The organism is Leisingera sp. JC11, from assembly GCF_040704725.1.
GTDB lineage: Bacteria > Pseudomonadota > Alphaproteobacteria > Rhodobacterales > Rhodobacteraceae > Leisingera.
Genome location: NZ_JBFCVS010000005.1, coordinates 160,065 through 183,314, shown reverse-complemented (window position 1 = coordinate 183,314; position 23,250 = coordinate 160,065). Strand labels below are relative to the sequence as shown.

The 23,250-nt window shown below is 64.4% G+C and carries 24 protein-coding genes; 5 read left to right on the top strand and 19 right to left on the bottom strand.

The window, feature by feature from the left end:
• Window positions 1-133: 133 nt before the first annotated feature.
• The 3 genes from AB1A62_RS07730 to hmgA all read right to left on the bottom strand — a co-directional run bounded on the left by AB1A62_RS07730 (window position 134) and on the right by hmgA (window position 3,813).
• Window positions 134-1,084, bottom strand: a complete 951-nt coding sequence (locus tag AB1A62_RS07730) for an MBL fold metallo-hydrolase (protein WP_366660934.1) — start codon at window positions 1,082-1,084, stop codon at window positions 134-136.
• Window positions 1,085-1,095: 11 nt separating this feature from the next.
• Window positions 1,096-2,352, bottom strand: a complete 1,257-nt coding sequence (gene fahA / locus AB1A62_RS07725) for a fumarylacetoacetase (protein WP_366660933.1) — start codon at window positions 2,350-2,352, stop codon at window positions 1,096-1,098.
• Between the two features lie 105 nt (window positions 2,353-2,457).
• Window positions 2,458-3,813: a homogentisate 1,2-dioxygenase gene (gene hmgA / locus AB1A62_RS07720; protein ID WP_366660932.1), complete on the bottom strand. Its 1,356-nt coding sequence runs from the start codon at window positions 3,811-3,813 to the stop codon at window positions 2,458-2,460.
• Window positions 3,814-3,884: 71 nt separating this feature from the next.
• Between hmgA and AB1A62_RS07715 the strand changes: the two genes are divergently transcribed.
• Together AB1A62_RS07715 and AB1A62_RS07710 are read left to right on the top strand one after the other, a co-directional pair.
• Entirely contained in the window at window positions 3,885-4,325 is a 441-nt protein-coding gene (locus AB1A62_RS07715) for a MarR family transcriptional regulator (RefSeq protein WP_366660931.1), read from the top strand.
• A gap of 51 nt (window positions 4,326-4,376) precedes the next feature.
• Window positions 4,377-5,609 carry an adenylate/guanylate cyclase domain-containing protein gene (locus AB1A62_RS07710; protein ID WP_366660930.1) on the top strand — a complete coding sequence of 411 codons (1,233 nt, stop codon included), beginning with the start codon at window positions 4,377-4,379 and terminating at the stop codon, window positions 5,607-5,609.
• A gap of 18 nt (window positions 5,610-5,627) precedes the next feature.
• Here the strand turns inward: AB1A62_RS07710 and AB1A62_RS07705 are convergent, their stop codons facing one another.
• From AB1A62_RS07705 to rplS, 4 genes are all read right to left on the bottom strand, one after another.
• Window positions 5,628-6,437, bottom strand: a complete 810-nt coding sequence (locus AB1A62_RS07705; RefSeq protein WP_366660929.1) for a division plane positioning ATPase MipZ — start codon at window positions 6,435-6,437, stop codon at window positions 5,628-5,630.
• Between the two features lie 111 nt (window positions 6,438-6,548).
• A complete protein-coding gene (locus AB1A62_RS07700) occupies window positions 6,549-8,615 on the bottom strand; it encodes a DEAD/DEAH box helicase (RefSeq protein ID WP_366660928.1) in 2,067 nt (688 codons plus the stop codon).
• Window positions 8,616-8,730: 115 nt separating this feature from the next.
• A complete protein-coding gene (rpmE, locus tag AB1A62_RS07695) occupies window positions 8,731-8,952 on the bottom strand; it encodes a 50S ribosomal protein L31 (RefSeq protein WP_039132115.1) in 222 nt (73 codons plus the stop codon).
• Window positions 8,953-8,963: 11 nt separating this feature from the next.
• Window positions 8,964-9,338, bottom strand: coding sequence for a 50S ribosomal protein L19 (rplS, locus tag AB1A62_RS07690; RefSeq protein ID WP_019296661.1), 375 nt, complete (start codon window positions 9,336-9,338; stop codon window positions 8,964-8,966).
• 394 nt (window positions 9,339-9,732) lie between these two features.
• On the opposite strand from rplS, the gene AB1A62_RS07685 reads away from it, so the two are divergent.
• On the top strand, window positions 9,733-11,811 hold the full coding sequence (locus AB1A62_RS07685) for a hypothetical protein (RefSeq protein WP_366660927.1): 2,079 nt from the start codon (window positions 9,733-9,735) through the stop codon (window positions 11,809-11,811).
• Window positions 11,812-11,849: 38 nt separating this feature from the next.
• On the opposite strand, the gene AB1A62_RS07680 is transcribed toward AB1A62_RS07685, so the two are convergent.
• From AB1A62_RS07680 to AB1A62_RS07630, 11 genes are all read right to left on the bottom strand, one after another.
• The gene (locus tag AB1A62_RS07680) at window positions 11,850-12,185 is read right to left on the bottom strand and encodes a YegP family protein (protein WP_366660926.1); all 336 of its coding nucleotides are present in this window, start codon (window positions 12,183-12,185) and stop codon (window positions 11,850-11,852) included.
• A gap of 106 nt (window positions 12,186-12,291) precedes the next feature.
• Window positions 12,292-13,101 (bottom strand): tRNA (guanosine(37)-N1)-methyltransferase TrmD, encoded by an 810-nt coding sequence (gene trmD / locus AB1A62_RS07675; protein WP_366660925.1) that lies wholly within the window; start codon window positions 13,099-13,101, stop codon window positions 12,292-12,294.
• Window positions 13,102-13,270: 169 nt separating this feature from the next.
• Window positions 13,271-13,774: a ribosome maturation factor RimM gene (gene rimM / locus AB1A62_RS07670; RefSeq protein ID WP_366660924.1), complete on the bottom strand. Its 504-nt coding sequence runs from the start codon at window positions 13,772-13,774 to the stop codon at window positions 13,271-13,273.
• A 153-nt stretch (window positions 13,775-13,927) separates the two neighbouring features.
• A complete protein-coding gene (bluB, locus tag AB1A62_RS07665; RefSeq protein WP_366660923.1) occupies window positions 13,928-14,566 on the bottom strand; it encodes a 5,6-dimethylbenzimidazole synthase in 639 nt (212 codons plus the stop codon).
• A 4-nt stretch (window positions 14,567-14,570) separates the two neighbouring features.
• Window positions 14,571-14,939 carry a 30S ribosomal protein S16 gene (gene rpsP / locus AB1A62_RS07660; protein WP_019296654.1) on the bottom strand — a complete coding sequence of 123 codons (369 nt, stop codon included), beginning with the start codon at window positions 14,937-14,939 and terminating at the stop codon, window positions 14,571-14,573.
• Window positions 14,940-14,998: 59 nt separating this feature from the next.
• Window positions 14,999-15,307, bottom strand: a complete 309-nt coding sequence (locus AB1A62_RS07655) for a chorismate mutase (protein WP_366660922.1) — start codon at window positions 15,305-15,307, stop codon at window positions 14,999-15,001.
• 114 nt (window positions 15,308-15,421) lie between these two features.
• Window positions 15,422-16,024, bottom strand: a complete 603-nt coding sequence (locus tag AB1A62_RS07650) for a GNAT family N-acetyltransferase (protein WP_366660921.1) — start codon at window positions 16,022-16,024, stop codon at window positions 15,422-15,424.
• Window positions 16,025-16,085: 61 nt separating this feature from the next.
• Window positions 16,086-16,703 carry a GNAT family N-acetyltransferase gene (locus AB1A62_RS07645; protein WP_366660920.1) on the bottom strand — a complete coding sequence of 206 codons (618 nt, stop codon included), beginning with the start codon at window positions 16,701-16,703 and terminating at the stop codon, window positions 16,086-16,088.
• Window positions 16,704-16,792: 89 nt separating this feature from the next.
• Entirely contained in the window at window positions 16,793-17,344 is a 552-nt protein-coding gene (locus AB1A62_RS07640) for a GNAT family N-acetyltransferase (protein WP_366660919.1), read from the bottom strand.
• A 2-nt stretch (window positions 17,345-17,346) separates the two neighbouring features.
• Window positions 17,347-18,867 (bottom strand): signal recognition particle protein, encoded by a 1,521-nt coding sequence (ffh, locus tag AB1A62_RS07635; protein ID WP_019296649.1) that lies wholly within the window; start codon window positions 18,865-18,867, stop codon window positions 17,347-17,349.
• Between the two features lie 164 nt (window positions 18,868-19,031).
• Window positions 19,032-19,559 (bottom strand): hypothetical protein, encoded by a 528-nt coding sequence (locus AB1A62_RS07630; protein ID WP_366660918.1) that lies wholly within the window; start codon window positions 19,557-19,559, stop codon window positions 19,032-19,034.
• A gap of 274 nt (window positions 19,560-19,833) precedes the next feature.
• Between AB1A62_RS07630 and AB1A62_RS07625 the strand changes: the two genes are divergently transcribed.
• Window positions 19,834-21,741, top strand: a complete 1,908-nt coding sequence (locus AB1A62_RS07625; RefSeq protein ID WP_366660917.1) for an elongation factor G — start codon at window positions 19,834-19,836, stop codon at window positions 21,739-21,741.
• A gap of 229 nt (window positions 21,742-21,970) precedes the next feature.
• On the top strand, window positions 21,971-22,498 hold the full coding sequence (locus AB1A62_RS07620; RefSeq protein WP_366660916.1) for a prolyl-tRNA synthetase associated domain-containing protein: 528 nt from the start codon (window positions 21,971-21,973) through the stop codon (window positions 22,496-22,498).
• Here AB1A62_RS07620 and AB1A62_RS07615 read toward each other — a convergent pair.
• Window positions 22,495-23,247: an aspartate/glutamate racemase family protein gene (locus AB1A62_RS07615; protein WP_366660915.1), complete on the bottom strand. Its 753-nt coding sequence runs from the start codon at window positions 23,245-23,247 to the stop codon at window positions 22,495-22,497. The two genes, AB1A62_RS07620 and AB1A62_RS07615, sit on opposite strands and share 4 nt — an antisense overlap.
• Window positions 23,248-23,250 lie beyond the last annotated feature (3 nt).

Genomic DNA, 23,250 nt, shown 5'->3' with positions numbered 1-23,250 from the left:
CCGGGTGCCGTCAGGCACAGCTCAACCCTTTCCCGGCAGGGGGCAGCCGGGAGCATGGTCTAGCGTCTCACAGGTTCTGCCGGGGCGATACGATCTGGATCAAACCGCCCCGGTTGCAATTTCTGCCCGGGGCTCAGCCCTGCAGGGCCTCCCACATCTCCAGATCGCGCTGGGCGGTCCAGATCCGCGGGGTGTCGATGCCGCGGGCCTCGTCATACGCACGGGCAACGTTGAAGGGCAGGCAGTGCTCGTAGATCGCATAGTCTGCGAACTTCGGATCGCATTCGGCGCGCACCGCGTCCCAAGCCTCCTTCAGGGTGCCGTTGCGGGCCGCTACTTTGGCCGCCGGGCGGTAGGTGCTCTCGACGAAGTCGCGGGTGTTCTCGATGGCGGCGTTGACCATCTTCTTGCCCACCAGCGCATCGCCGCGGCCCGGCGCGATGGCGTCAACGTCATAGGCCTTGATGTTGTCCAGCGTCCGGCCCCAGTCGCCGAAATGCCCGTCGCCGCAGTAGCAGGCAGAGTGGTATTCGACGATGTCGCCGGTGAACATCACGTTCTGATCCGGCACATGGATCACCGCGTCGCCTGCGGTATGAGCGCGGCCAACGTGCTTGATGTCGACGCGGCGGTTGCCGAGGTAGACGGTCATCGAGTCGCTGAAGGTGGTGGTCGGCCAAGTCAGGCCGGGAATGCTCTCATGGCCTTCGAAAAGGCGCGGGAATCGCTGGAACTCGCTGTCCCAGTCCTCCTGGCCGCGCTCCACCACCATCGAGCGCGCCTTGTCCGACATGATGATGTTCTGCGCGCCGAAGGCGGAGGCGCCCAGCACCCGCACAGCATGATAATGGGTTAGCACCACATGGGTGATCGGCTTGTCGGTCACGGACCGCACGCATTCGATCACCTTGTTTGCCAGCCGCGGGGTCGCCTGTGCCTCGACGATCATCACGCTGTCATCGCCGATGATCACGCCGGAGTTCGGGTCGCCCTCGGCGGTGAAGGCATAGAGCCCCTCGCCGATCTCATCAAAGGTGATCTTCTTTTCGGTCATGTCCCCTTGGGACGCAAAAGCCTTTGCCATGGTGGTCTTCCTTATCTTGCGTAGGGGTCTTCAAGCGCGGGCAGGACGGTGCCGGTGCAGTCGCCGAAGCCGATGGTGTAGCCGTCGCCCTTGGCCGCGCCTTTCAGGGTCAGGGTGTCGCCATCGGCGATAAAGGAGCGCTCCTCGCCGCTGTCCAGCGTCAGCGGCTCCTTGCCGCCCCAGCTCAGCTCCAGCAGCGAGCCGCGGCTTTCCTTGACCGGGCCGGAGATGGTGCCGGAACCCAGCAGGTCGCCTGCGTTCATCGGGCAGCCAGAGGTGGTGTGATGCGCCAGCTGCTGCGCGGCGGAGTAATACATTTCCTTGTAGTTGGTCCGCGCGATGGTGGTCGCCGCCTTGCCTTCCGGCGCCAGGGTCACTTCGAGGTCGATGTCATAGAGCATCGGGCCGCAGTCCTTCAGGTGGTCCAGCAGTTCCACCTCACGCTCCGGGGTGTCGCAGCGGAACGGCTCCAGCGCCGGCTTGGTCACGATCCAGGGGGAGATCGTGTTGGCAGTGGCCTTGGCCTGGAACGGGCCAAGCGGCTGGTACTCCCAGGCCTGGATATCGCGCGCCGACCAGTCGTTCAGCAGCACATAGCCAAAGATATTGTCGTCCGCTTCCTGCACGGTGATCGGTCCGTCGGACGGGGTGCCAACAATCGCGCCCATCTCCAGCTCGATATCGAAGCGTGCGCAGGGAGCCCAGCGGGGGCCGTCGTCATTCGGGCCTTTCAGCTGACCCCAGGGACGGCGCACATCGGTGCCGGACACCACCACAGAGGACGCGCGCCCGTTATAGCCGATCGGGATGTGCAGCCAGTTCGGCGGCAGCGCGTTTTCCGGGCCGCGGAACATGGTGCCGACGTTGAACGCGTGGTTCTTGCCCGCGTAGAAGTCGGTGTATTCGCTGACCGCAAAGGGCATGTGCAGCTCGGCATCCGCGGCCGGGACCAGCAGGGGCTCCACCTTGTCCTGCTCCGCTGCCCCTTCGGACAGCAGCGCGGTCAGACGGTCGCGCAGCGCCGCCCACACGGCCGGACCTTCTTCCATCAGGTCGTTCCAGTAGGGAACGTCGAACAGCGGCGCATCGGCCAGCTGGACCAGACCGGCCTCCTCGGCGGCCTGCATGTCCAGGATCATGTCGCCGATCGCAACACCGCAGCGCGGGTCATCGCCCTCAACGGAAAATACACCATAAGGCAGGTTGTTCAGCGGGAACGGGTGGTTCGCATCATTGGCCGAGGCCACCCAGGATTTCAGCAGAGGCATCGTGTCTCCAGTTTCCGGATCCGAAGATCCTTTTCATCTTTCCGGAAATACTCCGGGGGTGAATGGGCCGGTAAGGCCCAGAGGGGGCAGCGCCCCCTCACCGTTTCATTTCAGGCCGGGCGTGCCGTCGAACTTCTTCTCGATGTCGCTCCAGCAATCGATGTAGTCATCCTGCAGCGGCGCGTCCTTGGCTGCAAATGCGGTCAGATGCTGGGGGAAGCGGGTCTCGAACATGAAGGACATGGTGTTGTCCAGCTTCTCCGGGCCAAGGTTGGAATTCGACGCGCCTTCAAAGGCGTTCTTGTCCGGCCCGTGCGGCAGCATCATGTTGTGGAGGGACATGCCGCCCGGCACGAACCCTTGCGGTTTGGCGTCGTACTGACCGTAGATATTGCCCATCAGCTCCGACATGATGTTCTTATGATACCACGGCGGGCGGAAGGTGTTCTCGGCCACCATCCAGCGCTCGCGGAACAGCACAAAGTCTATATTCGCGGTGCCCGGCACGCCCGACGGTGCGGTTAGCACGGTAAAGATCGACGGATCCGGGTGGTCGAACAGGATGGCGCCGACCGGGCAATAGGTGCGCAAGTCGTATTTGAAGGGCGCGTAGTTGCCGTGCCAGGCGACCACATCCAGCGGAGAGTGGCCGATCCTGGTTTCATGGAACTGGCCGCACCACTTGATGGTCACGGTCGAGGGCGTCTCGCGGTCCTCGAACGCCGCCACCGGCGCCTTGAAGTCGCGCGGGTTGGCCATGCAGTTGGCACCGATCGGGCCGCGGCCCGGCAGTTCGAATTTCTGGCCATAGTTCTCGCAGACGAAACCGCGGCAGGGGCCTTCGAGCACTTCCACCCGGTACACCAGCCCGCGCGGGATGATCGCGATCTCCTGCGGCGCCAGGTCGATGATGCCCAGCTCGGTCGCAAAGCGCAGGCGGCCTTCCTGCGGTACCACCAGCAGCTCGGAATCGGCCGAAAAGAAATAGCTGTCCACCATCGACTCGGTGACCAGGTAGATGTGGCTTGCCATGCCGACCTGGGTATTCACGTCGCCTGCGGTGGTCATGGTGCGCATTCCGGTGAGCCAGGTCAGCCCCTCATCGCTATGCGGCACCGGGTCCCAGCGGTACTGGCCGAGGGAAATCACGTCGGGATCAACGCAGGGCGCCGACTTCCAATGCGGCAGGTCGATTTTCTCGTAACGGTGCGAATGCTTGACCGACGGGCGGATGCGGTAGCACCAAGTCCGCTCCGGCGGGTCGGCGGTAAAGGCGGTGCCGCTCAGCTGCTCGCCGTAAAGGCCATAGTTGCACTTCTGCGGGCTGTTCATGCCCTGCGGCAGCGCGCCGGGCAGCGCCTCGGTTTCAAAGTCGTTGGCAAATCCGGGCATGTAGCCCTCGTGCGGCCCCTGAAGAGAGGGGGCCTGGATCATTTCATGGGGATCGGCTGGCCGATTCATCGCGCGTTTCTCCTCTTGCTGCTTGCGGGATATTAGTTGTTTTTGTAACTAACAAGGGAAAGGGGACGAAAATGGACGAAAAAGATGATTTCGCTTTGCAGGATTTCCTGCCCTATCTGCTGAACCGCGCGGCAGAGGAAAGCTCGCTGGGGTTCCAGAAGCACTACAAGAACCGCTACGGAATGCTGCGCACTGAATGGCGGGTGCTGTTTCATCTGGGCAACTACGGCCAGATGACAGCCAAGGAAATCGGCAGCCGCGCCAAGATCCATAAGACCAAGATCAGCCGCGCGGTCGCCAAGCTCGCAGAGAAGCGGTTCGTGACCCGGACCCGCGATGAAAACGACCGCCGGTCCGAACATCTGGCGCTGACCCCGGCCGGCGAAGCGGCCTACAAGGATCTGCGCGAGCACGCATTGGAGTTCGACACAAGGATCTGTGCCCGCTTCACCACCGGCGAGGTTGCAATTTTGCGGTATATGCTGCGCAATTTAGCAGGGATCGAACCATAGACATTGTACGGCCCAGACCCCAGATAAAGCAGCGGGATTGAAGGTGAAGCGATGATACAGATTGATGTCAATTCAGGGCCGCTGATTGCCTGGCTGATGGAGCAGGGCCTGCACGGGGCGCCGCAGCAGGATCTTTTGCAGGGATATTGCCAGCGTCTGGTTGATGCAGGGGTGCCGCTGTGGCGCTTTCATGTGGCGCAGCGGGCGTTCCACCCGAAGTTCGGCGGCATCGGCTTCAACTGGACCCGGGCCGACGGCATCAGCCACCAGCATTACGAATATCAGGAGTCCCCGCGCGAGGAATGGCTGCGCAGCCCGTTCTTTCACATTCTGGAGCACAATCTGGAAGAGTTCCGTGAACGGCTGGAAGACGGCGCGCCGGAACAGTTCCCGTTGCTGCCGGAGCTCCGCCAGCGCGGGGCGACCGACTACTTCGCTAAGGGTGTGCGTTTTGCACCGCCGGATGACGAGCCCAACGATCCGCGCCATCCCAGTGAGGGGATGCTGGTCTCCTGGGCCTCGGACCGCCCCGGGGGGTTTTCCAGCCGCGAACTTGACCTGATCCGCACCACCCTGCCGCATCTGGGGCTGGCGCTGAAATCCTCCTCCAACCGGCAGATGGCCAGTGACCTGCTGCAGGTCTATCTGGGGCGCGACGCCGGCCGCCGTGTGCTGTCCGGCGAGATCCAGCGCGGCTCTTCGCAGCAGATCGCCGCGGTGATCTGCCTGTTCGACCTGAAGGGATTTACCCAGCTGTCAGAGAGGCTGCCCGGCACCGAGCTGATCGAGATGCTGAACGGCTATTTCGGCCTGGCGGTGGAAACTATCCAGGCGCATGGCGGCAATATCCTCAAGTTCATGGGCGATGGCATGCTGACCATGTTCAACCTGGGCAGCATTGAGGAAGACGCGCACGCAGCGCTGGCGGCAGCAAATGAGCTGTGCGGCAAGGTGCGGGCCTATAACAGCGAACGCGAGGAGCAGGGCCTGCCGACAGCAGGCTTCACCTTGGCGCTGCATGCGGGCGACATTCTCTATGGTAACATCGGGGCCGAGAACCGGCTGGATTTCACCGTGATCGGCCAGGCGGTGAACCAGACCGCCCGGATTGCCGGCATGCACCGCTCCGTCGGCCAGAACATCATCATGTCCGAAGATGTGAAGGCCGCGGCCAGGGGGACTAATCATGACCTGGTGTCCCTGGGCCGCTACATGCTGCGCGGTGTGGCAGAGCCGATGGAGCTGTACACGATCTACCGCGGCAATTGCGGCTGCGACAGCTAAGCAGCCGCACGGTCGGGGTCAGATGCTGATCTCGACCCCGGGCAGGTTCACCTCTTTCATCATGTCGCGCAGCTCCTGCCGGGCGGCGATGTTGGAGATGTTCAGCTGCTTGACGCCGATGTCCTTCAGATCCAGCAGCGTCAGCCCCCGCGGGAACAGTTCGCGGAAAATCACCCGTTCGGAAAAGCCCGGTGCGACGCGGAAGCCGATCCGCTTGGACAGCATCTTGATGGCGCGTTCCATCTTTTCCTTGTTGACCATGCGCTGGGTGCCGACCCGGTTGCGGATCACGATCCAGTCGATCGGCTTAAGCCCGGCCTGCGCCCGCAGCTGGCGGGCGTTCCAGACCATTTCCGAATAAACGGACGGCCCGGTGATGGTCTCACCCTTCTGGTCCACATGCGCCAGCAGGTCGAAATCGACAAAGCTGTCGTTCAGCGGAGTGATCAGGGTGTCCGCCAGCGAATGCGCCACCTGGCTGAGGCGCGTGTGCGAGCCGGGGCAGTCGATCAGGATGAAATCATGGCCCGGCTCCAGCGCGGAAACCGCTGCCGACAGGCGGTGGTCATAGATGTTCTCGCCCGGCTGCAGGCTGGCCGGATCAATCTCCGGCAGCTCGTGGATTTCCACCATCGGCAGGTCCAGGCCGGATTTGACGCAGAAATCCTTGCGGTTTTCCAGGTAACGCCCCATCGAGCGCTGCCGCAGATCCAGATCCAGGGCCGCGACCTTGTGGCCCAGCCGGGCCAGGGTGGTTGCGACATGCATGGAGACAGTGGATTTGCCCGCGCCGCCCTTCTCGTTGCCGACGACAATGATATGCGCCATGTACAGGTCCCTTCGCTCGTGCTTTCTCGCACGTCTTTCGCTTTGGGACCCTGTATAGGCTCTGGTTTCCGCCAAGAAAAGCCGCGCGGGCAGGCTGGTAAACTTAGTGTATCACCTGTGTTTTGCAGGACCCGCCGGCTTGCGCTTGGGGCGGGCGTCGCCGCCCTTGCCGCCTTTTGCAGTCAGGGCTGCTGCCGCACGCGCCTTGTTCTTCTTGCTGTTCGGCTTGCCGACCGGCGGCTTGGGGCCTTTTGCCTTGAACGGCTTGGCCGCGGGCGCGCCGGGGCGGGTCATCCGCTTGGAGGGATCCGATGCGCCCTTTGGCTTGGCGGTCACCGCCGGCTTCGGCTTGCTGGGGCGTGTGTCGCTGCGCGGCTCGCGGCGCTCTTCCCGGGCCGGTTTGTCTTTCCATTCCTTGCGCGGCGGACGGCTGTCCTCGGAGCGCTCGGATTTGGCGCGGTAGGGTTTGGAGCTTTCCTCTTTGGCGCGGTACGGCTTCGGGCCGTCGTCCTTGCCGCGGTGCGGCTTGGGCTTGCGGTCGCCCTTGAAGCCGTCCTTCGGCCCGCCCGGCCCGCGGCGCGGGGCAGGGGCCAGTTCCGGTGCTTCGGCCAGCTGCGTCAGAACGGCGCCCGGTTCCAGCTCGGTCTTGCCGTCCAACGCCTTCAGGAAGCCCTCAACCGCGCCTTCGCTGATTTCGGCAAAGGTCTCGTTGTCCTGCACCCGGATCGCGCCGATCGCGTCCCGGTCGATATTGCCGGCCTTGCAAAGCATCGGCAGCACCTTGCGCGGGTCAGCGCCGGCTTCGCGGCCGCCCGACAGGGAGAACCAGACGGAGGGGCCGAAGGCTTTGCGTTCCTTACGCTCCTTGCGCGGCTCCGGCGTGTCTGCCGGACGCAGGTCCTCAGGCGCCGAGTGGCGGCTGCGGAACAGGCGCAGATAAGTTGCTGCGATCTGTTCGGGTGTGAATGTGTCCAGCAGGGTCTGAACGCCTGCCTGCTCGTTTTCCGCAACCGGCTCCTGCCAGACCGGATCGGCCAGCATACGCTCTTCGTCGCGAGCCAGCACGTCATCGGCAGAGGGGGCTTCGCAATGCTCGGCGGTCAGCTTGGCCCATTTCAGCAGGCGCAGGGCCTTGGCTCGCGCTTTCGGCGGCGCGATCAGGGCGCTGACGCCCTTGCGGCCCGCGCGGCCGGTGCGGCCGGAGCGGTGCAGCAGGGTTTCGTGGTTCGAGGGCAGCTCCGCATGGACCACCAGTTCCAGCCCCGGCAGGTCGATACCGCGCGCCGCCACATCGGTGGCCACGCAAACCCGGGCACGCCCGTCACGCATTGCCTGCAGCGCATGGCTGCGTTCGGTCTGGGACAGCTCGCCCGACAGGGTCACCACCGGCAGGCCGCGGTTGGTCAGGCGCGCGGCCAGACGGTTCACCGCTGCGCGGGTGTTGGCAAAGACGATGGAGCTGGGCGCCTCATAGTAGCGCAGCACGTTGATGATGGCGTTTTCCGCGTCCGCTTGCGCCACGCTCATCAGCCGGTATTCGATATCCGCGTGCTGTTTGGTCTCGCCCGCGGTCTTGATCCGCATCGCATCGCGCTGGAAGGTCTCGGCCAGGCTGGCGATTGCCGGCGGCACGGTGGCGGAGAACAGCAGGGTGCGGCGGTCTTCGGGCGCTTCGCCCAGGATGAACTCCAGATCCTCGCGGAAGCCGAGGTCCAGCATCTCGTCGGCCTCGTCAAGCACCACGCCGCGCACTTGGCTGAGGTCGATGGAGCCGCGCGCGATGTGGTCGCGCAGACGGCCCGGAGTGGCCGCCACGATATGGGCGCCGCGTTCCAGCGCCCGGCGCTCGTCGCGCATGTCCATGCCGCCCACGCAGGAGGCAATTCGTGCACCTGCGCCGCGGTAAAGCCAGCCCAGCTCGTGTTTTACCTGCAGCGCCAGTTCGCGGGTGGGGGCAATCACCAGCGCCAGCGGCGCCGCGGCCTCGCCGAACTCCTCATCGTCACCCAGCAGATCCTGGGCCAGAGCCAGGCCGAAGCCGACGGTCTTGCCCGAGCCGGTCTGTGCAGACACCAGCAGGTCGCGCCCTTCCACGTCGGGCTGGGTCACAGCCTCCTGCACTTGGGTCAGGGTTTCATATCCGCGCTCTTGCAGTGCGTTGGCCAGGGCTTGTTTCACGAGTGGGGCTGTCTTTCCCGCGGGGCGCGCATCCGGCCCCAGCGTCAGGAGAAAAAGAAAGAAGGCTGCCCGTCCGGGGCAGCCTTCGGGAGTTCTGCAAAATACAGCAGGCGGCTTAGAAGCCCAGGCCTTCGTATTTCTTCTTGAACTTGGACACGCGGCCGCCGGCGTCCAGCAGGCGCGAGGTGCCGCCGGTCCAGGCCGGGTGCACCGTCGGGTCGATGTCCAGAGCCAGCTGATCACCCTCGGAGCCCCAGGTGGAGCGCATCTTGATGATGGTGCCGTCGGTCATTTTGACGTCGATGAAGTGGTAATCGGGATGGGTGTCTTTTTTCATGATACCGCTCCTCAGGCTTTCTTGGGCTTGTAGTTCGCATCTTCTGCGATACGGGCCGACTTACCGCGGCGGGCGCGCAGGTAGTACAGCTTGGCGCGGCGGACGCGGCCGCGGCGCACCACTTCGATCGAGTCGATGTTGGTCGAGAACAGCGGGAACACACGCTCCACGCCTTCGCCGAACGAAATCTTGCGGACGGTGAACGAACCGGCAATGCCCGAGCCGTTCTTGCGGCTGATGCAAACGCCTTCGTACATCTGCACGCGCGAACGCGAGCCTTCGGTCACCTTGTAGCCGACACGGATGGTGTCACCGGCTTTGAAGTCGGGGATCTCTTTCCCCAGGGCGGCGATCTGTTCCGCCTCCAGCTGTGCGATCAGGTCCATCGCAACTCTCCTAATCTGCCTGCGGTTCATTCCGCAGAGGTTTGTGCCGTCATGAGAGCTCCTGGTCTTCACCGGGTCCCGCCAAAGGCAGCCCGCCAGAGATCACGCCGTCTGTTCCTTGCTGCTGGCGGGTTGGATCTGGAAGGAAACCGAAGAAGATCTCCATGGCTGATCCAACAGCCAGCGGCCCGGGGCCGATTCCCGGCACCAGACGAGCGGCTTTTATGCCTGCCGGGCCAATGTTTCAAGGGAATTCTGCAGCGGCGGTCTGAACGCAGGCGGTGATTTCATTTTGATCGGGTGCCGATCTGCGGTTACCGTTCAAATACATTTATTTACGCAGCGTCAGCATATGCAGCCTGCCGGGCGCGCCTCACCAGGGAGGGGAGACAGCATGCCATTCAAAAAGATGGATATTTTCAACAGCGAACAGTCCTACAAGACGGAATTGAAGAAGGAGCTCAAGAAGCTGGATGCCACACCGGGCGATTTCTATTTCTATGATGAGGTCACGCTGAACGGTGCAGCCCAGTCCATCCTGATTGTCGGCGAGGCGGCGCCGCCTCTGCTGAAGGAGCTGAAGTCCAAAGCGAAACAGCGGGCGGTGGGGCAGTGTTCTGTCAAGGATGGCACTCTGCGGCTCAGCCTGGTGAAGGGCAGGATGCCTGAAAAGAAGCTGAAGCCGCTGATGAAGGGCACCCAGTTCGGCTACGAGCTTGTGGCCGCAGACCTTGACGCAGGCGGGGAGGTTGATCCGGACAAGCGTTTCCTGAAACGCCTTCAGGCAGTGGAAAGCCGGTTCGACAAGATCAAGGGCAGGATCACGGATGACGAGCGCAAGGAGCTGCGCATCCTGTTCGGGCAGATCGAAGAGCAGAAGGACACGGACCAGGCAAAAGCGGCCAAGACCCTGATCGCCCTCAACACCCGGATGGAGGAGCTGATTAAGCTGATCGGCGGCGGCAAGGAGGCCTCCAAAGAGGAAACCAACGCCAAGACCCGGCTCAAGGCCACGACCGCCCGGTTCGACAAGGTCAAAGGCAAGATCATGGATGACGAGCGCAAGGCGCTGCGCCAGCATTTCGGGGCTGTGGCCGAACATTTCGAGAAAGGCGAATGGAAGCAGGCCTATGCCCGGCTGGAAGTGCTCGACAAGGAAATGGTTGGCTACGTGAAAGCGGCGCTGGCGTCGGATGAACAGGACGCGGAAAAACGCAGCAAGGAGTTTGCGCAATCGGACTCTGGCAAGGCGGCCAGGATGCTGGCCAGCCGGATCAAGGAGGAAACCGAGCGGCTGGGCAAGCTGGAAGCGGCCGTGACCCGCGAGGCCGGGGTGCTGAAGGACTTGCAGGAAACCCTGTCAGGGCTGACCAAGGCCAAGGACATCAGCAAGAAGCAGCAGCAGGTCGATGCCAGTGCCGAGCGGCTGGAGAAGGCCAAGCAGGTGCTGGAGCAGTCCCGCGGCCAGCTGCTGAAGAATGTCGAGGAAATGAAGGCTGAGAAGCTGGAGAAGGAAAAAGCCTTTGTCACAGCCTTGGGCAACATCAAGTCCCGCATCACGGCGCTGGACGAAATGCTGGACAGCGTGCCGGTGGATCAGGCCCGCAGCCAGATCGAGGCGCTGATCAAGAAACAGGCCGAAGCGCAGCAATGGCAGGAAGAGCGCATCAAAGCGGAAGAGGGCGGCGAAGGCCACGGCACCGGCCGCCATGGCGCGCAAACAGGCATGGAGCGCCAGGCGATGCGGGCCTCGTCGCAGGACGGCAGAACTCCAGACCAGGACGGGAATTCCGCCGGCACAGCTCAGGTGACTGAGAAATGGAACCAGGTGAAAATCACCTACACAGAGGAGGACGGCAAACGCGTGATTGCCAACCGCGCGGAGGTTGAAAAGCAGATCGCAGCCAGCTTTGACCGCAAGCAGTACAGCGGCGGCAATGCCTCAATGTGGGCAACGCCGGTTCTTGAAAAGGAAGCCGTCGACCGGGCCACCTCCATCGCCGCAAAGTTCAAAGGCTTCACGCATTACGCCACCGGCAAAAAGACCCAGGCCAATCAGGTGACGGACGAACTGACCTCGCTGACCTTGAAGATGGGGCCGCCGGCTTCGGCACCGGGCTGGGGCTATGCGCTCAAGCGTGATGGGGCCGCGGTTCCGCTCAATGATATCAAGTCCGCGGTTTCCGACTTTGAGCAGGGCAAGTCCAGCCTTGATGATATGTTCAAGGCCCTGAACGTGAAACTGGTTGAAAAGTCCGGCGGCGGCGGTGTGAAAATGGTGCCGCATTGCCTGGTTGTCCTGACCCGCTCGTCCACGGCCGGCGACTGGAAGTTCAAGACCCACTTCCCGGATGACAGGCTTGGCAGCAGCGACGTTGGCTGGGAAACGGAACGCAATCAGTCCAAGGGCGATGTCACCTTCAAGCAGGGAACAACGCTGACGGTCTGGAAAAACAACAAGATGCCGAGCTAGCCGGCTGCGGCCGGGCCCGGACAGGGCCCGGTGCTGCTTCAGGCGGTCTGGTCGTCCAGCGCCGCGTCCGCCGCGTTCTTCTTGACCGACTCGATGCCGCCATCGCGGCCGGATGCGCTGGCATAGCTCTGCGAGGTGCCGATCACCTGGCCGTTGGTGGCCTTGAGGTTGAACATGTGCTTGCCGGCCGCGGTCTCCTTGCGCTCATAACGCGCGTCGTCGCCGGCATTCTTGCGGACCGATTCAATACCGTTCTCCGCGCTGGCCTTCTGCTTGTAGCCTTCGCTGGCCAGAATGTTCTCGCCGTTGCCTGCCTTCAGGCGGAAGCGGAATTCGCCTGCATTGTCGGTGTAGAGTTCAAATTTCCCGGCCACCCTGTTCACTCCTGTCAATTAACTTATGCAGGATGAGTAAAACACGGGTTTCGCATTGCGGCAACGGCTTGCACCGGGGAAAAGCCGGGCTGCCGCGTCACTTGCGCTATGGCTTGCCGCTGTCCTTGGAGCGGCAGTAAGCCTCCCACAGGTCGGGGCGGCGGGCCTTGGTGATCTCTTCGCTCATTTCGTGGCGCCATTCGGCGATCCTGCCGTGATGGCCGGACATCAGCACGTCCGGGATTTCCCGCCCCATCCATTCGGCGGGGCGGGTGTATTGCGGATGTTCCAGCAAGCCGGAGGAAAAGCTCTCCTCTTCGGTCGAGGCCTGGTTGCCCAGCACCCCTGGGATCAGCCGCACGGTGGCATCGATCAGCGCCTGCGCCGCCAGCTCGCCGCCGGTCATCACGAAGTCCCCCAGCGAGACCTCCTGAATGCCGTAGTGCTCCAGCACCCGTTCGTCGACGCCCTCGAACCGGCCGCACAACAGGGTGATGCCATCGCATTGCGCAAAATTATGCATCATTTGCTGGTTCATCGGCCGTCCGCGCGGGGTCAGGTAGACCAGAGGCCAGTTGCCGCGGGTATCCGCCATCGTGTGTTCGATTGCCTCGCCCAGCACATCGGCGCGCAGCACCATGCCGGCCCCGCCGCCTGCCGGCGTGTCATCGACATTGCGGTGCTTGCCCACGCCAAACTCGCGCAAGTCCGTTGTTTCCAGCTGCCACAGCCCCTCCTGCAGCGCCTTGCCGGTCAGGCTTTCGCCCAGGACGCCGGGAAAGGCCGCGGGAAACAGAGTGATGATCTTGGCTTTCCACACGCCTGCCAGGTCCGGCGTCGGCGTCATCAGCTCGCGCGGCTTCAGCGTGGGGCGGATGGCTTTGCGGCCATGGGAGCGGGAGGGCGTGTCTGTCATGGCGTCCTCTTAGGCCAAGGCGGGGCGTGAAGAAAGCGCTGTCTTGCGAGGCTCTGCCTCGCGCTCCGGAATATTTGCGGCCGGATGAAGAGAAGATCCTGTTCCTCTGGCTAAATGCGCCCTGGCCGAAGCGCCCGCGGCGCAGGAGGGGAGCTGCCAGGGAGCAGTTTCAGAACAGCCCCTCAGGCGGGTCGGCAATGATACGGCCCTGGGTCAGGTCCACGGTCGGCACTGCCTCCAGGGTGAAGGGCAGCAGCACCGTGGCCTTGAGGCCGGGGCCGTGGACCTCCAGCAGATCGGAGGCGCCGTGGTTCTGCACCGATTTCACCGTGCCCAGCAGGGTGCCGCCGGTGTCATAAACCTCCAGCCCGATCAGATCGGCGTGGTAGAACTCGTCATCCGGCAGCTGCGGCAGCTGATCGCGGCGGGCAAACAGGCGCAGGCCCTTGATGGCATCCGCGTCCTCTTTGGTTTCCACGCCGCCCAGCAGCGCGGCAAAGCCGTTCTTGATCGGGCGGGTGATGGTCAGGGAGTAGGTCTTGGACCCGTCCTCATTGCTGAGCGGCGAGTAATCCTCGATCTCTTCGGGGACCGCGCAGAAGCTCTTGAGCCGCACCTCGCCGCGCACCCCGAAGGATCCGGCAATTGCGCCTACGCAGATCAGATCGCTCATGGTGTCAGTCCTTTGCACAGAACCCCGCCCGCAGCCATTGGCCGCCCGATTGTTCGCAGAGCTCCACTTGGTGGTTGCGTTCAAAGAAGATGCCAGCGGTAAAGGCCACTGCAACAAAAAACACAAGCCTTATCAACCGTCCCATCGGCGGTCTCAGCGGGATTCGAGCGGCAGGTCCGCCATCCGGCTTTCCCAGCCGGTTTCCTCCAGTTCCGGCGTGTCCGACAGCCGTTCCGGGTAGCCGATGCAGAAATAGCCGATCAGCTGCCAGCCTTCGGGGGCGTTCAGGTCGCGGTTCAGCTGGTCCGGGTCGAGCACCGAAACCCAGCCCAGCCCCAGCCCCTCGGCGCGCAGGGCGAGCCAGAACAGGGTGATGGCGGTGACTACCGAATAGCGGCGCATCTCCGGCATGGTCGCGGCACCCAAGCCGTGGCCTTGGGCGGTCTCGTCGTCGCAATAGAAGGCGAGTTGCACGGGGGCTTCGCGCATGCCGGACAGCTTCAGTTCCGCATAGCGTTCGGCCTTTTCACCGGAGTATCCGGTCAGCGCCTGGGCATTGGCGGCTTCGAAATTCTTCAAGGCGGCGGCGCGGGCGGTTTCGCTCTCCACCCGCAGGATGCGCCAGGGTTCGCTCAAGCCCACCGAAGGGGCGAGCGGAATGGCAGAGAGGCAGCGCATCAGCACTGCCTCCTCCACCGGATCGCTGCGGAACCGGCGCACGTCGCGCCGGAGCCGCATCAGCAGATCAAGCTGGCTGCGGAACTCCTCGGGAAAAGCGCCCCGCAGCTCCACGGAATTATTCCGCGTCTGCAGCTGCTTCGGCAGCTTCAGCAGCCTTTGCAGCTTTCTCTTCGGCGCGCTCCTGGGCTTTCTTGCCCGGGGTGCCTTTTTTCGGGTTGCTGCGCTCGGCCTTGGCGCGGACGCCTGCAGCTTCCAGCATGCGGGCGATACGGTCGGTCGGCTGCGCGCCCTGGTCCAGCCAGTGCTGCACGCGCTCCAGGTCCATTTTCACGCGGTCTTCCGAGTCTTTCGGCAGCAGCGGGTTGTAGGTGCCCAGCTTCTCGATGAAGCGGCCGTCGCGCGGCATGCGGCTGTCAGCAGCCACGATGCGGTAGAAGGGGCGTTTTTTGGAGCCGCCGCGGGCCAAACGGATTTTCATTGCCATGGGTACATCTCCTTTGATGGCGTTGTCCGGGGTATGCCCCGGTTGTCCTGTTGTCGTTGTTATTCTTGGTGTTTCTTATGGTGGCGGATGACTTCATCGATGATGAAGTTCAAAAATGCCTTGGCGAATTCAGGGTCCAGATCGGCCTGCTCCGCCAGGTCTTCGAGCCGTGCGATCTGCGCCGCTTCGCGGGCGGGATCGGACGGGGGAAGGTCGTGTTCGGCCTTGAGCCGGCCCACCGCCTGGGTGTGCTTGAAGCGCTCGCCCAGGGTGTAGACGAGGATCGCATCCAGACGGTCGATGCTTTCACGGTGGCCCTTCAGCAGCTGGGCTGCGCGGGCGACGGGATCTTGGGTTTCGGTCGTCATCGGGGTCTCCGCACTGCAGCAGGGCCGGGTGTCATCAAGGGGGTGCCGCGCGTGCACCGGCTGTGCACCACCTGTGCACCGCCGCAGCGCAGCGTCGGGGAGTTCACACGAAAATCAGTCAATGGCCCAGCCCTCCGGTTTGAAGAGCGGATCGGCGTAATGGCTGATTTCCATTTCGATCCCATGTCCAATCTGGCTGTCCTTCAGGGCGTCCGGTGCGGGGTGGCGGTAGACGGCATCGTTGCCGTCAATGGTGTCGGCACCGTGGTCCTTCCGGGCGCCGAGCCGTTCCGCGAGCCGGATCGAGTCGAGATTCTTCGGGTCGATATAGCTGACCGCAGTCTCCCAGCCCAGATTTGAATAGAAATGCTGGCGGGCGGCATGGGCTGCCTCCAGCGCATAGCCCTTGCCAGCGGCACCGGGCCAGATGATCCAGGCAATCTCGCGCTCCGGCCAGCCCGCGGGCTGCCAGCCGCCGGCCATGCCGTAGGTCTCGTTGCTGTCCTTGTCGTGGATCATCCACATGCCGAAGCCGCGCACCTGCCAGTGGCCGATCTCGGCGGCATAGAGCATCCAGACCTCGTAGGGGTTCAGCGGCCCGCCCATGAAGCGGGAGCGGTAGGAGCTGAAGGTGGCTTTGAAGTCGGGGTAGTCCTGCGCCTCTGGGCCGCGCAGCACCAGGCGGCGGGTTTCGATCACCGGGATGTCAAACGGCATCAGCGCGCTCCTTCCAGGGGAAGGGCGCGGCAAGGCCGGGATATGACCCAGTGCAGGCGCATCAGTGCAGCAGCCCCTGTGCAGCGCCGGGGCTGGCCGGACGGGACGAGGGCATATGGCGCCAGGCGCGGATGTTGGGCGCAGGCTGCAGCCGGAAAGATGCCAGCCGTTCCGGCTGGGCGCCGACGCGGCGGGCCAGCGCGATGGAGGCCTCGTTTTCCTCCGGCACGTAAGAGACGATGCTGTCCCAGCCGGCCTGGGCAAACAGCCAGTCCAGCACGCAATGCACCGCTTCGCTGGCATAGCCCTTGCCCCCGCCGGTCTCCATCAGGTGCCAGGACAGTTCCGGTTCCGGCCAGCCCTTGGGGAACCAGGGGCCGACCAGGCCCACGGTGCTGCCGGTGCTGCGCTCCACCACGGCAAACAGGCCGTAGCCGTGCAGGTGCCAGTGGCCGATGATGGTGGCGATCGACCACCACAGGGAATCGGAATCATCCGCCGCATTGATGAAACGCGGCGCGCCCGGTGCCAGGAAGGCGGCCTGGGCGTCGAACTCCGGGTCCGCCGGAGAAATCAGCATCAGCCGCTTGGAAAGCAGCCGCGGATACCGCTGTTGCGCGTCTTTCATGTCATACCCCATTGCGCGGGCGGCGGGCCGCCCGGCGTCTTTTTCACCCATCCGGTGAAGGAGTATCGGAGAGACTGCGTAATATTCCGTTAAACGGCTGCGGCCTGCGGCGGTCCGGACAGCGCGGATCTGGCGGGAGGTCATGCGTAGGCCTCCATCCCGCCGTCGCAGGGCGCGTTGGGGGCGGGGTGGCGGTAAACCAGCTCGCGCCCGTGTTTCGGGTTGTCGATTTCTTTTTCGAATACGGCACCCAGCCGCTCGGCCAAAGCCACCGAGCGTGTATTGCCGGGGAAGATATTGGAGCTCAGCGCCGGCAGGCCCATGACTTCATAGGCGTGGGTGCGCGCCGCCAGGGCCGCCTCGGCCATGATGCCGCGGCCTTCTCCCGCCGGGAAGGCAACCCACCCCAGTTCCGGTTCCGTCCAGCCTTCGGGCTGCCAGATGCCGGTGATGCCAAGCGCCTCGCCGCTGTCTTTGCAGGTGATGGTCCAGAAGCCGAAGCCGCGCATCGCCCAGTGGCCCACCGACATGGTGAACCAGCGCCAGGCCTCGTTGCGGACGAGCGGCCCGCCGAACCCCCAGGAGCGTGCTTCATCAGCGAAGAACGCAGCCATCGGGCCGAAATCCGCCGCCTCCGGTCCGCGCAGGACCAGGCGTTCGGTTTCAAGCTGAGGGATGGCGGGGAGCTGCATGCTTACTTCTTCTTGCCGAAGCCGCTGAGGCCCGCGGGCAGGCCCATGCCGCCGCCAAGACCGGGGAGGCCGCCGGGCAGGCCGCCTTTGCCGCCCATTGCCTTGGCCGCCGCTTCCAGCGCCTTGGGGTCCATCTGGCTGGGATCCATGCCGCCCATATCCGGCATTCCACCTTTGCCGAACATGCCCTTCATGGCCTGTTTCAGCATCTTGCCTTTGCCCATCTTGCCCATCTTCTTCATCACATCGGCCATCTGCCGGTGCATCTTCAGAAGCTTGTTGAGGTCGGAGACCTCCATGCCGGAGCCGGCCGCGATGCGCTTCTTGCGGGAGGCCTGCAGCAGCGCGGGGTTGGCGCGCTCTTTCTTGGTCATCGACTGGATCATGGCGATCTGGCGCTTCAGCACCTTGTCGTCCATGCCGGCGTCCTGCACCTGCTTGGCCATTTTGCCCATGCCGGGCATCATCTGCATCATGCCCTCCATGCCGCCCATCTGGAGCATCTGTTCAAGCTGCATCTTCAGGTCGTTCATGTTGAACTGACCTTTCATCATGCGCTTCATCATCTTCTCGGCCTGTTCGGCCTCGATGGTTTCCTGGGCCTTCTCGACCAGCGCCACGATGTCGCCCATGCCCAGGATGCGGCCGGCGATGCGGTCTGCCTCGAAGGTTTCGAGCGCGTCCATTTTCTCGCCCAGGCCGACAAAGCGGATCGGCTTGCCGGTGACGGCGCGCATCGAGAGCGCCGCACCGCCGCGGCCGTCGCCGTCCATCCGGGTCAGCACTACGCCGGAGATGCCGATCTTGGCGTCGAATTCCTCGGCCACCTCGACGGCGACCTGGCCGGTCAGGCCGTCAACCACCAGCAGGGTCTCGCGCGGGGAGACCACGTTGCGGACGTCCTCGACCTCCTGCATCAGGGTCTCGTCGATGTGCAGGCGGCCGGCGGTGTCCAGCATGTAGACGTCATAGCCGCCCAGGGTCGCCTGCTGCTTGGCGCGTTTGGCGATGTCGACGGGTTTCTGGCCGGGCACGATCGGCAGGGTGTCGACGCCGATCTGGGTGCCGAGGACGGCCAGCTGGTCCATCGCCGCCGGGCGGTAGACGTCGAGCGAGGCCATCAGGACCTTCTTGCCCTCTTTCTCCTTGAGCCGTTTTGCCAGCTTGCCGGTGGTGGTGGTCTTACCGGAGCCCTGCAGGCCGACCATCAGGACGGGGGCGGGCGGGTTGTCGACCTTGAGCTTGCCGGGGTCCTCGTCGCCGCGCAGCACATCGACCAGCGCGTCATGCACGATCTTCACCACCTGCTGGCCCGGGGTCACCGATTTGGTGACCGCCTGGCCGGTGGCCTGTTCCTGCACCTTCTTGACGAAGTCGCGGGCAACCGGCAGCGAGACGTCGGCTTCCAAGAGCGCGACGCGCACCTCGCGCAGGGCGGACTTGACGTCTTCCTCGTTCAGGGCGCCCTGTTTGGTCAGCCGGTCAAAGACGCCGGAAAGGCGTTCGGATAGATTTTCAAACATGCCTGCGGCCTCCTAATGCCGGTTTCAATGTGTGGCGCCCCCGTATGTAGGGGACAAGCGAACCATGCGCAAATGCCCCCACGGGCGTAACACGCTGGTGGGGGGCGATCCCTGGCACGGGCAGGGACCGGAAGACTCATATCTCCCGGATGTTTGGGCGGGGGTTACGCGGAATGGGGGCCGGAGTCAACCTTTGCCGGGCTTTCGGCGGGGAGCCATGCGTTTATCGCATCACTCAGGCGCTCGGCGCCGCGGCCGCTGGTGTAGGCCTCGACCACCGGGTGGCGGCCGGCGCTCATGCCGCCGTCCAGCACCAGGACGGGGCGGTAGAGGGTGCGGGTGCCGCCCTTGCCGTGGCTGGTGGTGCTTTCCACCTCGGCGTGGGACAGGTCGGCGAGGCGGTGCTCCACCCGGCTGTATCCGAACACCGACTGGCGCCGGATCAGGATGCTGCCGCCAGGGCGGTCGAGGATCACCTGCACCCGGCGCACGAACAGGCAGAAGGCCAGCGCCCCCATGCCGCCGCCAACCAGGGCAAAGACGAGGCCGGGCAGGACCAGGTCACCGCCCTGGCTGAGCATGCCGAGGCCGGCGCCTGCAAAGACCAGAATGAAAACCGCTAGCATGATGCCGATCAGCCAGGGCGTGTCGGACAGGATCAGCTGCTCAGGCGTGTTGCGGGTGATTTTCATGACGTCAGCTTACTTGAGGGCCGCGCCGGGGAGAGGGGAAAGTGGCGCCCAAAACGTCAAAACCGTGCGCGCGCCGCCGCCGCTACGCCCTCTGCGCGCTTGACTCGGAGGGCGACGCTTGGCCAACATCGAAAACGGCCCCTTGCTGTCCACTCATCGGCACGGGGCGCTCAGAAGAGCACCGAGGCAGATCTTTGGCACAGGCAAGCTGCACGCCCTTGGCGGCTGCGGTCCTAGGCGGGCATTCGCATCAGCTAAGGGAGGATCTGAGAACATGCGCGTTTTCACTATTCTGGGACCGTCGCAGTCCGGCAAATCAACGCTGGCCTCGGCGCTGGCCAATCTGGACGGCGCTGCGGGCAAGCGGCAGGAGGTTGCAGGCGTCGCCGCTTTGCAGCCTTTTTCATTTATGGGCGAGGACTGGGCTGCGATCGACATCGCGGGCGGGGCCGACAATCTGGCGCAGGCGGGGCCGGCCTTGGCCGCCAGTGACGCTGCCGTCCTCTGCGTTCCGGCTGACGCCGGCGCTGCGGTGCTGAGCGCGCCGTATCTGCGCAAGCTGGAGGAGGCGGGCATTCCCGCCTTTATTTTTGTCAACCGCATGGACCAGGCGGCGGACCGGGTGGCGGAGATCGTTGCCGCGCTTCAGGCCTATTGCAGCCACAACATCATCCTGCGGCAGGTGCCGATCCGCGAGGGTGGCCAGGTTGTGGGTGCTGTGGATCTGATTTCCGAACGGGCCTGGCAGTATCAGGAGGGCAAGCCTTCGGCGCTGATCGAGCTGCCGGTGGCGATGTATGCGCGCGAGCAGGAAGCGCGCACCGAGCTTTTGGAGGCGCTGGCGGATTTCGACGACACGCTGCTGGAGGAGCTGATCGAGGATCAGCAGGTGATGGCGGAGGAGGCCTATGAGGTGGCCACCAAGGTGCTGCAGCACAACGACCTGATCCCGGCGCTGATGGGATCGGCGGAGCACAAGAACGGGATCATGCGGCTGATGAAGTCGCTGCGCCATGAGGCGCCGGATGTGGGTGCGGCGCTGGAGCGGCTGTCGCCGGACGGCAGCGTTGTGGCGGTCGGCTGCATGGCGGATCTGGTCAAGCATCTGGGCAAGACGGTGATGGTGCGCGCATTGGACGGCAGCGTTGGCAATGGCACCCCGGTCGGGGGTGCGGCGCTGGGGTCTCTGACCGGTGTCGGATCGGCCGCAAACACCAGCCTGACGCCGGGCGATATGGGGCAAGCGGTGAAGTCGGACCATCTGAACCTGGGCTTTGCCTATGGCCGCGATGGCGCGGCGCCGCTGCCGGACTGGGCGCAGCCGCGGCCCTCGACCTTCCGTCGGGTGATCACTCCGGTGCATGAGAAAGACGACGCCCGGCTGTCGGGCGCTCTGGAGCGGCTGGCGGAAATCGACCCGGCGCTGGTGGTGGGGCAGGACGAGGCCAGCGGCCATGTGCTGCTGAACCTGCAGGGGCCGCTGCACATGCGCCGGATCAAGCAGGCGCTGAAGGATGAATTCGGCGTCGAGGTGGAGGAAGGGCCGGTGCCGCCGGCTCTGCGCGAGACCATCAAGAAACCGGTGCAGGTGCATCACCGCCACCGCAAGCAGTCCGGCGGCGCCGGGCAATTTGCTGATGTGGTCATAGAGGTGAAGCCTTTGCCGCGCGGCAGCGGCTTTGTGTTCGAGGAAACGGTGAAGGGCGGCGCGGTGCCCAAGAACTACATTCCCTCGGTCGAGGCAGGCGCGCGCGAGGCGCTGGCGCAGGGCCTGAACGGCCACCCGGTGGTGGATGTCTGCGTGACCCTCAAGGACGGCAAGCATCACTCGGTCGACAGTTCCGACTATGCCTTCCGCACCGCAGGCAAGAATGCGGTGCGTGAGGCGCTGACGGAGGCTGGCGCGGTGCTGCTGCAGCCGATCATGCGGGTGCATATCCATGTGCCATCGGTGTTCACCGGCGGGCTGGTGCCTGTGGTGAGCGGCATGAAGGGGCAGATCCTGGGCTTTGAGGCCGAAGACGGCGTCGCCGGCTGGGATGTTTTCGAGACGCTGCTGCCGATGTCGGCGCAGGACGATCTGTGCAGCACGCTGGCCAGCGCCACCCGTGGCACCGGCTGGTTCAGCACCGATTTTGACCACTACGAGGAAGCGCGGCGGGCCGATTTCGCCGAGGCGTAATGCGGCAAGGAATGGCGGGAGGACAGCCGTGACCGGAGCGGTGGGCGGAATCGCCCACCCTGCGGCGTGGATTGGTAGGGTGGGCGATATGCCCACCACCCGGCGCGAGGTCTGCCCGCCCGCTTGAATTGGCGCAAAACGGGGCGCAGGGGGCGGAACAGCTCTTGCGCCCTGCGGCCGTTTTTTGTGATCTGCGCAGCAACTCGACACTGGCTTGCGGAGAAAGATCATGGATGCCTCATCGGCCTATCAGGACAGCCTGCCCATTTCCTCGGATGCGCTGCTGAAGCAGCTGGACGATTGGGGCATCGCCTACCGGCTGCATACCCATGTGCCGCTGCGCACGGTGGAGGATGCCAAGGGCGTCGAGGAACAGTTCATGGTGCCGGGCGAAAACGCGCTGCGGCTGAAGAACCTGTACCTGCGGGACAAGAAGAAGCGGAACTATCTGGTGACGCTGCAGCAGGACCGCGAGATCGACCTGAAAGGCCTGGGCGCGGAGATCGGCGTGGGCAACCTGTCATTCGGCTCGGCGGACCGGCTGCTGGAAAACCTCGGCATCCGCCCGGGCGCGGTCAGCCCGCTGGCGATGATCACCGGCGCACAGAAGGGCGTGACCTTCTACATGGACGCGCAGGCGCAGGAGGCGGATGTCATCTATATGCATCCGCTGGTCAATGACCGCACCGTGGCAATGAAGCGCGATGATGTGATGTCGTTCTTTGAAAAGACCGGCGTCGAGGTGAACTGGGTCTAACCGCCCCTTTCCTCCGCCAGCGCGAGGTCCAGCGCCGCGGCCACATGGGCGGCGGAGGGGTTCACGAACAGGAAACCGCCGGCCTCGAAGCTGACATCGTCTATATGATCGGGGAAGGCCAGCGGCAGCTCGGTGCAGGCCAGCAGGATGGCGGTGCTGGGCTGCGCGTGTTTCTGGCAGAACCGCAGCAGGCGGTTCTGTGCGGTGGCGGAAGCGCCGCCGTAGAAATCCTCGTCGATCATCGCCTGCATCTCTGCGATTTCCGTGTCCGGCAGGGTATCGTTCGAACTGACCCCGTGTGCGGCAAGCACATTGGCATAGTTGCGGGCCTGCATGGTGACCGCCGTGCCCAGCACCAGCGCCTGAGTGGCGCCGGTTGCGGTGGTGGCCCTGGCGGCAGCGTCGAAGAGGCTGAGGATCGGCATCATCACGCCTTCGCGGATCGCATGCAGCCGGGCGTGCGGGGTGTTGGAGGCGATCAGGGCGAAATCGCAGCCTGCGCGCTCCAGCGTCAGCATCGCCTCGCGGAAGACGGCGTCGAAGGCGGCCCAGCTGCCCTCATCCCCCGGGCGGCCGCGCAAGGACCGTGTCTGGGCCTGCACCACGGATTCGATGGTGACCGGCGGCACCGGCAGCGGCGAGCTGGCGCCGCGGTCCGCAAAGAACCTTCCGGCGCCTTCGCAGATGGCGCGGTAATAGTCGATGGTGGAGGCCCAGCCGACGCCGCCCAGAATGCCGATCTTCTTCATGGG

Bases quoted from the DNA above. Each gene is read 5' to 3' on its own strand.
- AB1A62_RS07710 (WP_366660930.1), top strand. From the start codon at position 4,377: ATGATACAGATTGATGTCAATTCAGGGCCGCTGATTGCCTGGCTGATG.
- AB1A62_RS07705 (WP_366660929.1), bottom strand. From the start codon at position 6,437: ATGGCGCATATCATTGTCGTCGGCAACGAGAAGGGCGGCGCGGGCAAA.
- AB1A62_RS07645 (WP_366660920.1), bottom strand. From the start codon at position 16,703: ATGGGTGAAAAAGACGCCGGGCGGCCCGCCGCCCGCGCAATGGGGTAT.
- hmgA (WP_366660932.1), bottom strand. From the start codon at position 3,813: ATGAATCGGCCAGCCGATCCCCATGAAATGATCCAGGCCCCCTCTCTT.
- AB1A62_RS07650 (WP_366660921.1), bottom strand. From the start codon at position 16,024: ATGCCGTTTGACATCCCGGTGATCGAAACCCGCCGCCTGGTGCTGCGC.
- ffh (WP_019296649.1), bottom strand. From the start codon at position 18,867: ATGTTTGAAAATCTATCCGAACGCCTTTCCGGCGTCTTTGACCGGCTG.
- AB1A62_RS07615 (WP_366660915.1), bottom strand. From the start codon at position 23,247: ATGAAGAAGATCGGCATTCTGGGCGGCGTCGGCTGGGCCTCCACCATC.
- AB1A62_RS07730 (WP_366660934.1), bottom strand. From the start codon at position 1,084: ATGGCAAAGGCTTTTGCGTCCCAAGGGGACATGACCGAAAAGAAGATC.
- trmD (WP_366660925.1), bottom strand. From the start codon at position 13,101: ATGACAGACACGCCCTCCCGCTCCCATGGCCGCAAAGCCATCCGCCCC.
- rplS (WP_019296661.1), bottom strand. From the start codon at position 9,338: ATGGACCTGATCGCACAGCTGGAGGCGGAACAGATCGCCGCCCTGGGG.
- AB1A62_RS07715 (WP_366660931.1), top strand. From the start codon at position 3,885: ATGGACGAAAAAGATGATTTCGCTTTGCAGGATTTCCTGCCCTATCTG.
- rpsP (WP_019296654.1), bottom strand. From the start codon at position 14,939: ATGGCAATGAAAATCCGTTTGGCCCGCGGCGGCTCCAAAAAACGCCCC.
- AB1A62_RS07625 (WP_366660917.1), top strand. From the start codon at position 19,834: ATGCGCGTTTTCACTATTCTGGGACCGTCGCAGTCCGGCAAATCAACG.
- fahA (WP_366660933.1), bottom strand. From the start codon at position 2,352: ATGCCTCTGCTGAAATCCTGGGTGGCCTCGGCCAATGATGCGAACCAC.
- rimM (WP_366660924.1), bottom strand. From the start codon at position 13,774: ATGAGCGATCTGATCTGCGTAGGCGCAATTGCCGGATCCTTCGGGGTG.
- AB1A62_RS07640 (WP_366660919.1), bottom strand. From the start codon at position 17,344: ATGCAGCTCCCCGCCATCCCTCAGCTTGAAACCGAACGCCTGGTCCTG.
- AB1A62_RS07620 (WP_366660916.1), top strand. From the start codon at position 21,971: ATGGATGCCTCATCGGCCTATCAGGACAGCCTGCCCATTTCCTCGGAT.
- rpmE (WP_039132115.1), bottom strand. From the start codon at position 8,952: ATGAAAAAAGACACCCATCCCGATTACCACTTCATCGACGTCAAAATG.
- AB1A62_RS07655 (WP_366660922.1), bottom strand. From the start codon at position 15,307: ATGACGACCGAAACCCAAGATCCCGTCGCCCGCGCAGCCCAGCTGCTG.
- AB1A62_RS07685 (WP_366660927.1), top strand. From the start codon at position 9,733: ATGCCATTCAAAAAGATGGATATTTTCAACAGCGAACAGTCCTACAAG.
- AB1A62_RS07630 (WP_366660918.1), bottom strand. From the start codon at position 19,559: ATGAAAATCACCCGCAACACGCCTGAGCAGCTGATCCTGTCCGACACG.